This is a genomic window from Kitasatospora sp. NPDC088351 (assembly GCF_040685575.1).
In the GTDB taxonomy this organism is placed as follows: domain Bacteria; phylum Actinomycetota; class Actinomycetes; order Streptomycetales; family Streptomycetaceae; genus Kitasatospora.
Genome location: NZ_JBFBIL010000110.1, coordinates 1 through 8698 on the forward strand (window position 1 = coordinate 1; position 8698 = coordinate 8698).

At 73.1% G+C, this 8698-nt stretch carries 6 protein-coding genes; 4 read left to right on the forward strand and 2 right to left on the reverse strand.

The window, feature by feature from the left end; translation table 11 throughout:
* Positions 1-128: 128 nt before the first annotated feature.
* Positions 129-1106: an alpha/beta hydrolase gene (locus tag AB0P06_RS36270; RefSeq protein ID WP_363615166.1), complete on the forward strand. Its 978-nt coding sequence runs from the start codon at positions 129-131 to the stop codon at positions 1104-1106.
* A 34-nt stretch (positions 1107-1140) separates the two neighbouring features.
* On the opposite strand, the gene AB0P06_RS36275 is transcribed toward AB0P06_RS36270, so the two are convergent.
* Both AB0P06_RS36275 and AB0P06_RS36280 read right to left on the reverse strand, forming a co-directional pair.
* A complete protein-coding gene (locus AB0P06_RS36275) occupies positions 1141-2589 on the reverse strand; it encodes a VWA domain-containing protein (RefSeq protein WP_363615168.1) in 1449 nt (482 codons plus the stop codon).
* The gene (locus tag AB0P06_RS36280) at positions 2586-3458 is read right to left on the reverse strand and encodes a MoxR family ATPase (RefSeq protein WP_363615170.1); all 873 of its coding nucleotides are present in this window, start codon (positions 3456-3458) and stop codon (positions 2586-2588) included. The genes AB0P06_RS36275 and AB0P06_RS36280 overlap by 4 nt, the downstream gene beginning before the upstream one ends.
* Before the next feature lie 314 nt (positions 3459-3772).
* Between AB0P06_RS36280 and AB0P06_RS36285 the strand changes: the two genes are divergently transcribed.
* The 3 genes from AB0P06_RS36285 to AB0P06_RS36295 all read left to right on the forward strand — a co-directional run bounded on the left by AB0P06_RS36285 (position 3773) and on the right by AB0P06_RS36295 (position 8453).
* A complete protein-coding gene (locus tag AB0P06_RS36285) occupies positions 3773-7165 on the forward strand; it encodes an ALF repeat-containing protein (protein WP_363615172.1) in 3393 nt (1130 codons plus the stop codon).
* Positions 7166-7286: 121 nt separating this feature from the next.
* Entirely contained in the window at positions 7287-7673 is a 387-nt protein-coding gene (locus AB0P06_RS36290) for a hypothetical protein (RefSeq protein WP_363615174.1), read from the forward strand.
* A 255-nt stretch (positions 7674-7928) separates the two neighbouring features.
* On the forward strand, positions 7929-8453 hold the full coding sequence (locus AB0P06_RS36295; RefSeq protein WP_363615176.1) for a hypothetical protein: 525 nt from the start codon (positions 7929-7931) through the stop codon (positions 8451-8453).
* The last annotated feature ends 245 nt before the right edge of the window (positions 8454-8698 follow it).

Here is an 8698-nt window from a genome sequence, read left to right on the forward strand (position 1 = left end):
CCGGCCGCACCCGGTCGGCCGGACGGCGGGGCGCCCCGGGCCCGGGGATTCCCGGGCGACGCCGCTGGGCAGGGTCGTCAGCGAACGGCCGGACGGGGTCCGGCCCGGTGACGACCTGAGGAGCGGGTGTGGACAACGCGGTCGAACACAGCCACGTCGAGGTGAACGGTGTCAGGCTCCACATCGCCGAGCAGGGCGAGGGACCACTGGTCCTGCTGCTGCACGGGTTCCCGGAGAGCTGGTACTCCTGGCGGCACCAGTTCGCCCCGCTCGCCGCGGCCGGCTACCGGGTCGTCGCCCCCGACCAGCGCGGCTACGCCCGCAGCGAGCAGCCGGCCGATGCCGACGCCTACACCCTGCTCCACCTGGTCGGCGACGTCACCGCCCTGATCCACGCGCTCGGCGAGGAGCGGGCGGTGGTGGTCGGCCACGACTGGGGCGCACCCGTCGCCTGGACCACCGCGCTGCTCCGCCCCGACCTGGTGCGCGGCGTGGCCGGCCTGAGCGTGCCACCGCTGCTGCCCGGCGGGCTGCCCCCGCTGCGCCAGGCCCGGGAGAACTACGGCGAGGGCTTCTACCAGATCTACTTCCAGCAGCCGGGCGTCGCCGACGCCGAACTCGCCGAGGACGTGCGGTCCACCTTCCGCCGCATCCTGGGCAGGGGGTCCGGAGGCGGCTCCGGCCGGCCGCGCCCCTGGGTCGTCCCGGCCGGGCAGCGGCTGCTGGACACCGTCCCCGAGCCGGAGCACCTGCCCGACTGGCTGACCAAGGACGACATCGAGGCCTTCGCGGCCGACTACGCCGGGCACGGCGGAGACGCCTTCACCGGCCCGCTCAACTGGTACCGCAACATCGACCGCAACAACGAGCTGCTCGCGCCCTTCGGCGGCCTCGCCATCACCGTGCCCGCCCTGTACGTGGTCGGTGAGCAGGACATGGTGAACGCGCTGGTCGGACCGGACCGGATGCGGGCGGCCCTGGAGCGCTTCGCGCCCCGGCTGCACCGGCACGTCACCCTGCCGGGCACCGGCCACTGGACGCAGCAGGAGCGGCCGGCCGAGGTCACCGCCGCGCTGCTGGACTTCCTGGGGCAACTGGACGGCTGAACCGGACGCGCCCGGCGGCTGCCGTGACCAGGCGTCAGACCGGCAGCAGCCGGGCGATCAGCTCGCCCATCCGGCGGGCGTTGCGGCAGGAGTGCATCTCCACCACCTCCGCGTAGGCCGGTGCGGCGGAGTCGCCCGCCCCCCAGAGCGAGGGCTGCTCCGGGTTGAGCCAGTACACCCGTCGGGCCCGCCCGGCGATCCGGCGCAGCGCGGGCAGGTTGGGGTCGCGGTGGTTGTTCCGCGCGTCGCCGAGGATCAGTACGCCGGTGCGCGGGCCGACCGCGTCCAGGTGGTGCTCGGCGAACTCGCCCAGGGCGGAGCCGTAGTCGCTGTTGCCGTGGTGGCCCATCACCTTCGTCTCGGTGAGGATGCGCCGGGCCAGCAGCGCCGGATCGCCGTCGCCGCCGGAGAGCAGACCGGTCACCTCGGCGGTGCGGTTGACGAAGGCGAACACCCGGACCCTGCTGAACTGGTCGCTCATCGCCCGCACCAGCAGCATGGTGAAGTCGGCGAACCCGGCGACCGAACCGGAGACGTCGCAGAGCAGCACCAGCTCCGGACGGGCCGGCCTGCGCACCCGGTAGGCCGGGCGCAGCGGCACCCCGCCGGTGCCGAGCGAGCGGCGCAGGGTGCGGCGCAGGTCGATCCGCCCCCGGGCCGCCCGGCGGCGCCGGGCGGCCAGCCGGGTGGCCAGCTTGCGGGCCAACGGCTGTACGGTGCGGCGCAGTTCGGCGAGCTGGTCGCGGCCGGCGGCGAGGAAGTCGATCCGGTCGGCGCTGGGTGCGACGGCGCGCTCGGCGATCCGCTCGGCGCCGCGCAGCTCGGCCACCCGGCGACGGGCCTCGGTGCCGACCAGGGCGCGGAAGTCCTGGACGCGGCGGCGGACCTCGTCGGCGAGGAGGCGGTCGGAGAAGTCCGGGGCGGTGCCGTCGCGCAGGGCCGCCAGGACGCGGGCGAGCAGGGTCTCCGGCGCGAGGCGGCTGAGCGTCTGGTGGGCGGACCAGCCGTCCGAGCCGGGGGTGGCGCCGGTGCCGTACCGGCCGAGCGCGGCCACCGCCTCGCCGGCCAGCCGGGCCTGGGCCGCCCGGTCGTCGGCGGCGAGGGCGGCGGCGAGGCGCTCGCGCAGGCCCTCGCGCACCTCCTGGTACGGGTTTCGGCGTGGGTCCCGCTGTTGGTCCTGCCGCGCTCCGGGGCCCTGCCGCGGGTCGGTCGGCGGGTGGGCCCGGGCGGCCTCCGGTGCGCCGACGCCGAGCGGGAAGAACAGGTCGAAGGTGGCGTCGAACACCGCCCGCTGCCCGGCCGAGCGCAGGAGCGCGGCGGCCAGGCCGGCCCTGGCCTGCTCCCGGTCGTCGAGGCCGAGGACGTCGAGCACCGCCGCCGCGTCGACGGTCTCGGCCGGACCGGTCCGCAGCCCGTGGCCGCGCAGCGCCCGGACGAACGCCGTCAGGCGTGCGGAGGTGTCGCCGGCCGGGGGAGCGCTCACGCCAGGGTGAGTTTCTGCGCGGCCTTCCGTACGTCGTCCTGGTGTTTGAGGATCACCCCGAGGGTGTCCCGGACCATCGCCTCGTCCAGCGTGTCCGCGCCGAGCGCCAGCAGGGTGCGGGCCCAGTCGATGGTCTCGGCCACCGACGGGGCCTTGCGCAGGTCCATCGCCCGCAGCGCTCCGACCACCCGGACCAGCGACTCGGCGAGCGCCGCGTCCAGGCCCGGCACCTTCAGCCGGACGATCCGGCGCTCCAACTCGGCATCCGGGTAGTCGAGGTGGAGGAAGAGGCAGCGGCGGCGCAGCGCCTCGGAGAGCTCGCGGGTGGCGTTGGAGGTGAGCAGGACGAAGGGCCGGCGGCTCGCGGTGACGGTGCCCAGCTCGGGCACGGTGATCTGGAAGTCGCCGAGCACCTCGAGCAGCAGGGCCTCCACCTCGACGTCGGCCTTGTCCATCTCGTCGATCAGCAGCACGGTCGGCTCGTCGCCGCGGATGGCGGTCAGCAGCGGGCGGGGGAGCAGGAACTCCTCGCCGAAGATGTCGCCGCGGGCCTGGTCCCAGCTCTCGTCCCGGCCGGCGGTGATCCGCAGCAACTGCTTGGCGTGGTTCCACTCGTACAGGGCGCGGGCCTCGTCGATGCCTTCGTAGCACTGGAGCCGGACCAGCCGGGCCCGGCCGACTTCGGCCACCGCCTTGGCGAGTTCGGTCTTGCCGACCCCGGCAGGCCCCTCGACGAGCAGCGGCTTGCCCAGGCGGTCGGCCAGGAAGACGGTGGTGGCCACCGCGGTCGAGGCCAGGTAGCCCGTCCGCGCCAGTTTCGCGGCCGTGTCCGCCACCGATTCGAAGAAGCCCGTCCCGTCGCCGCTCATCCGCGCTCCGCTCCCCGTCACCTTGTTCCTGTGCGTCACCCTACCGGTGAGTCACTTCGCTGTCCCGGGTGCGGAGACGGGCCGGTCGGGGCGATGGCCCGGACCTCCGGATGTCGCCGGGTGTTCGTGGCGGATATTCCCGGATGTCGTTCTCCGTGAGCGAAGCAAGGTCTAGAACAAGCCAGTTGACGGGATATTCGGCCGAACTGAAGTGATAAGACCAATTCCGCTTAGTTCGAACTAGGATCCTCGCGGTGCCAGGACAAAGGTCCTGGCACAAACCGGCCTTGACGGCCAGGGGGAACTGAGGGGATATGACCGACACGACATCGAGGGTGGGGCCACCGCAGCGGCGGCGGGTGCGTGCCAGGATTCTGGGCATCACCGCCCTCGCACTGGCCGCGACCCTGGCGGGGACCACGGTCGCGCAGGCGCTGCCGGGCGACGCCGGACCGGAGCCGCTTCCGGCGGACTACCGGGCGCAGGTGGTCGACGCCTGGCAGGGCGGCGGCAGCGCGACGAAGGACGCGGCCGAGAGGGCGCTGACGGGCTCGGACGCCGACATCACCAGGTTCCTGGGCAGCACACTGAGCCGTGCCCAGGCGGAGGACGAGCGCTTCGCCGTCCTGAAGATGCTGAGCAACACCGGCAAGGGCGTCCGTGACGCGGCGTCGGCGGCACTGAGCGGGACCGACGCCGACGTCCACGCGTTCGTCAGGACCGGCTGGCAGAACCCGATGAACGACGACCGCCGGGCGGCGATCGTCACGCTCATCGACGGCGCCGACACCGCGGTCCGGACGGCGGGGAGCAAGGCGCTCGCCGACGGCTCGGCCCAGGTCATGGACGACTTCCTGACCACCGGCCGGGCCAAGGCGCAGGAGGAGGACGACCGGGTCGCCGTCCTTCGGCTGATGGACCTGAACACCGGCCCGGAGTACACCAAGCAGGCCGGCCGGGCGCTCAGCGGCACCGCCGCCGACGTCCGCGCGTTCCTGGAGAGCGGCCAGTACCTGGCGCAGGCCAGGGACCAGGAGACGCTCTCCGTCAAGCAGCTCGCCCAGGTCGCGACCGACGCCACCAAGCGGGCCAAGGCGGAGACGGCCGCCGCCAAGGAAGCGGGCGACCGGGCCGAGAAGGCCGCCGGCGACGCCAAGCTGGCCGCGCAGAAGGCCGCCAACGAGGCGGCCCAGGCCAAGGACGACGTCGAGAAGGCGGGCGCCGCGGCCAACAGCGCCGCCGAGGCCGCCCAGGCCGCGGCGCAGGCCGCGCAGACCGCGATCGACGCCTCCAACACGGCGGTGTCGGCTGCCAGGACGGCTGCCACCGCGGCGAGTTCGGCCGCCTCGGCCGCCGCCGCGGCAGGCCGGGCCGCCAGCCGTGCGTACAACGCCGCCGCGGCGGCCGCGGGCGACGCGACCCAGGCCAAGAACGCCCGCGAGGCCGCGCAGGGTGCGCGCGACGCGGCGGCCGGTGCCCGTGACGCGGCGTCGGCCGCGGCGTCGGCCGCCGAGGCCGGCGCCCAGGCCGGCCGTTCCGGTGCCGCCGCGGCCCGCGCCGCGGGGAACGCCGCCGCCGCCGCCGAGGCCAGCGCCCAGGCGAGTGCTTCGGCGGGTCAGGCGACCGCGCAGGCCACCCGGGCCCGGAACGCGGCCACCACGGCCCGCAACGCGGCGAACGCCGCCACCGCGGCCGCGAACCGTGCCGAGAGCCTCGCCACCGCGGCCGCCACCGCGGCCGGCGAGGCCAAGACCCGGGCCAACAGCGCCGCCGACCACGCGGAGAAGGCCGCCAAGGCGGCCGACGACGCGGCCGACGCGGCCGGGCAGGCCCAGGACTGGGCGAACCAGGCGACGCTGCACGCGAACGCCGCGGCCGACGCGGCCAAGACCGCCGCCGAGGCGGTCGACAAGGCCCAGGAGATCGAGAAGATCGCCCGTGAGGCCGAGGCCGCGAAGCTGGAGGCGGACAAGCAGCTCGGCCTCACCCAGGCCGACCTGCTGCTGAAGGACGAGCAGGCCACGCAGCTCCGGTTCGACCAGCAGCAGACCGAGGCCGCCTCTCAGGACGCCGCGACGAAGGACCTGGTCAAGCAGGCCGCGGCGCCCGGCGCCGACACCAAGACGGCGGCCCAGGCCGGCCGCAAGGCGGCGGTCAACCTGCTGAAGTCGACCGGCTCCTGGACCCGCGGGGCGGCCCAGGCCGCGCTGGCCGGGCCCGACGAGGCCGTGGTGACCTGGGCCAAGTCGGACTACCAGCGCAGCCTGCGGCTCGACGACCGGGAGAAGGTCCTCGCCGTCTCGACGGTGGCCAAGGCGCCGCTCGCGGCCGCGGCCCAGAAGACGCTGGAGAGCACCGATCCGGCGGCGGTCGAGACCTTCCTCAGCGGCGGGGCGCTCAAGGCCCAGGCCGAGGACATGCGGATGCAGATCGTCTCCCTGATCTCGGGCGGCGGCAAGGCCGTCCAGCGGGACGGCGGTGCCGCGCTGACCGACGGCAGCGTGCCGGTCATGGCGGCCTTCCTGGCCAACGGCTACGCCAAGGCGATGGCCGAGGACGACCGGGTCGCCGCGGTGGTCGCCGTGGACGCCGGCGGGCCGAACGTGAAGGCGGCGGGCGCGGTCGCCCTGGCCGGGCCGGCCTGGATGCAGCACGACTTCGTGACCAAGGTGCAGTACAAGGCGGCGCAGCAGGACGCGGACACCGACGTCCACGTGTCGTCCGTGCTGAGCATGATCGCCAACGCGGCGAGGGACGCGGCCACCGCGAGCGAGAGCGCCAAGCTGGCGTACAAGATCGCGGCGGACGCGCGCCACGCCTCGGATGAGGCCGCGGACTGGGCGAACCAGGCCAAGCAGTCGGCCCAGCAGGCAAAGGGGTACGCGGACGACGCCAAGGCCAAGTCCGCCGCCGCCGACGCCTCCTCGGCGGCCGCTGCCGCCGCGGCGCAGAAGGCCAAGAGCGCCTCGGCCACCGCGCAGACGGCCAACCGCCAGGCCAACTACTCCCTCACCCAGGCGAACGCCTCCGCGAAGCAGGCGGTCAGCTCGGCGTCGAGTGCCAAGGCATCGGCAGCGCAGGCCTCGGCCAGCGCGAGCGCCGCGGGCAAGGACGCGGCCGCGGCCTCCCAGGCCGCGAGCGAGGCGCACTCCATCGCCGCCCAGAAGCGGGAGCAGGAGCAGGCCGCCGCGGCTGCCGCTGCCGCCGCCCAGGCGAAGGCCAACGAGACCAACCACGTCGACCCCGTGAACACGCCGAAGAACGACTCGGTGACGACCCCGGTGACCGACAAGCAGCAGGCTCCGGCTCCGGGTTCGCCGCCGAAGGACGACAAGCAGCTCTTCAAGGACTACGGCGACTTCCTGGGCCAGGTCAGCACCTGGACGGGGGCCGCGGCGGCAGTCCTCATGCTGATCCCGGGTACCCAGCCTCTCGCGGCGGCGCTCGGCACGGTGTCGTTGATAGCGGGTGTGGCCGGGGCCGTCTACACCGGGTTCGGTTACGGCTGGAGCAGCGACAAGTTCATCGGTGCCACGGCCAGTGTCGGCCTCTCGCTGATCGGTGGCCGGGTGGTCGGCGCGATCGAGAAGGGCGGGAAGGAAATGGCCAAGTACGGAGTGAAGGTCGCCGAGTCGGTCGGTGAGAGGCTGGTGAAGTCGGGGCACAGCGCCGTCTCGTCGGTCGTCAGCTGGTTCTCGTCCGACTGAGGCCGGGCCCACGGCTAGGCTGTGGTCGAACGGACGTCCGTGATCGAACGTCCGTGATGGAACGGAGCTGTGGGGCCCGCGCCCGGCGCGGGCCCCACAGCCGGAACAAGGGGGGTCTTCGATGTATCCACTGGGACTCGGCGTCGTGTCGTGGTGGTGGATCGCCATCCTGGCGACGGCCGTGTTTCTGGCGGTTCTGGTGCCGGGGATGCCCACCCGCGAGCACCGGATCATGACCGCGCTTGCTCCGCTGGCCGGGGCGGTCTTCATGTTCGCGAGCTACCACGTCAAACACATGGAGCCGGCCGAAGCGCTCGTCATGTATACGACGGTGGTGCTGATCGCCCCGTTGGGCATGATCGGCCACCGCAGGGAGCTGGCACGGCGGTTGATGGAAGCGAAGGAGAAGGGCGAGTCGGAGGAGAAGGTGGCGCCGATTGCCATGAACGTGCAGCTCCTCGTGTCCGTGGTGGTGCTCGGTGTCGCGATGTTCTGGATTACCCGGTAGCCCGTTTCGTCCACAGTTCACCGGTTCGTAGCTTCCCTTCCACAAAAATATATATATCGCATACGAACATTCAGGGGTGCTGGGCTTCCGGTGCCGGAACTGATCTTCCGGAACCCGATCCGCTCGTGATAGCAATAGTGCCGGTCGGACCGGGGGCGGCCGAGGAGTTGCCCGGCTGTGTTGCCCGTGTGCGCACCGACTCAGGATGTCCGCAGCAAATCAGCAGCAATTAACGGCTAGTAGGGGGATTTACCCATGCGTTCCATCACCAGGATGTTCACCGTCGGCGCGGTCGTGAGCGCGGTCGCGCTGTCCGGCGTCGTGGTCGCCGCCGCGGCCGACGGTACCCCCGCGGCCCCGAAGGCGGCGGCTGCCGCCGGCGACACCCCGCCGCCGGCCGTGGAGGACTTCGCCTACCCGAACGCGGACCAGATCTTCCAGGACCGCGGCATCAAGCTGAGGAGCGGTGACGGCCACATCGTCCTGACGACGTGTGCTCCGGGCCTGCTGGAGGTCGACGCCCGCGGTCTGGCGGAGATCGACAAGGTCGGTGGCGGCCGGTTCTGCTTCACCACCACCGGCACGTCGGGCCGGCTGAGCCTGGAGCTGCCCTCCACTTACGCCGTCTCCACCTCCGACTACTCGGTTCACCTGACCATGGTGACCGGCACCGAGACCAAGCTCTTCGACCTGAAGCCGAACACCTGGAACAAGGTCGGCGAGCTCACCGACCCGCAGCAGCGCCCGTTCACCCTGCTGGAGATCACCACCTCCAAGTGACGGCCTGAGGCCCGCGCACCTCCACGATCGTTCGAACGAGGAGTTCCGTCGTGTTCCGCACCCGTCCGCCCGGCGGGCCCGGAGTGGGGCGCGCCGGTCGGCCAGGTGGGCCGTGGCCGTGCGTTCACCGACCAGGTCCGGACCTTCCGGCCCGGACGGACAGCAGTGACACGCCGAGCGCCAGGTCGATCCCGTACAGCACGTGGGACTTCTTGTAGATCGGCGTCTCGGGGGTGTTGAGGTAC